General features: G+C 67.5%; 1 pseudogene. It reads left to right on the top strand.

Annotated elements, in window-relative coordinates:
• Window positions 1–144 precede the first annotated feature (144 nt).
• Window positions 145–650, top strand: a pseudogene (locus G3N62_RS35670) (sporulation protein); the annotation flags it as partial.

Here is a 650-nt window from a genome sequence, read left to right as displayed (position 1 = left end):
AGAAGCGTTTCGCGATGCACTAAAAAGAGCATCCGAGAATGATAGAATCGTGGTTTTCGGCAGTTTCCATACGGTTGCCGGCGTGCTGGCCTACCGTAAATCGCAGCAACACTGACTGACGGGCAGTTTCGGACTCAGCCATTCATGGGAATTTTCTCGTTCGGCAAAAAAGACGACGACGCGCCCTCGCGGCGCGGCGGTCGCACCGGGACCTCCCGGAACGTGCGCACGGAGCGCACCACCGAGCGCGTCGAGCGCCGCTCGCGCCGCACCGAGCGTCCGGAATCGGACGCACTGCTCCTCGATCCGACCCTTCCAGAAAAGCAACGCGCGCGCCGTCGCCTCGTCGGCGCGATCGCGCTCGTCGTGGCGGCCGTGATCGTGCTGCCGATGGTGCTCGATTCACACCCGAAGCCCGTCACGGACGACATCGCGATCGACATCCCGAACCGGCCCGCGCACCAGGCGGTCGCGCCGCGTGACGACGATGCGGCCGACGTGCAGGCAGGCGTCGCGCATGACGAACCGCCGGCATCCGACACGGCCGTTGCGGCCGCGCCGGCACCCGTACCGGCGCCCGCGCCCAAGCCGGCCGCGAAACCCGATACGACGACCACGGCGAGCGTGACGCCGCCAAAGCCCGCGCCGAA

Origin of the sequence: Burkholderia sp. Tr-20355 (assembly GCF_017104685.1) — a bacterium.
Taxonomy (GTDB): domain Bacteria; phylum Pseudomonadota; class Gammaproteobacteria; order Burkholderiales; family Burkholderiaceae; genus Burkholderia; species Burkholderia seminalis.
The sequence above is the reverse complement of the archived record's forward strand: the minus strand, read 5'-3'. Positions and strand labels throughout refer to the sequence as shown.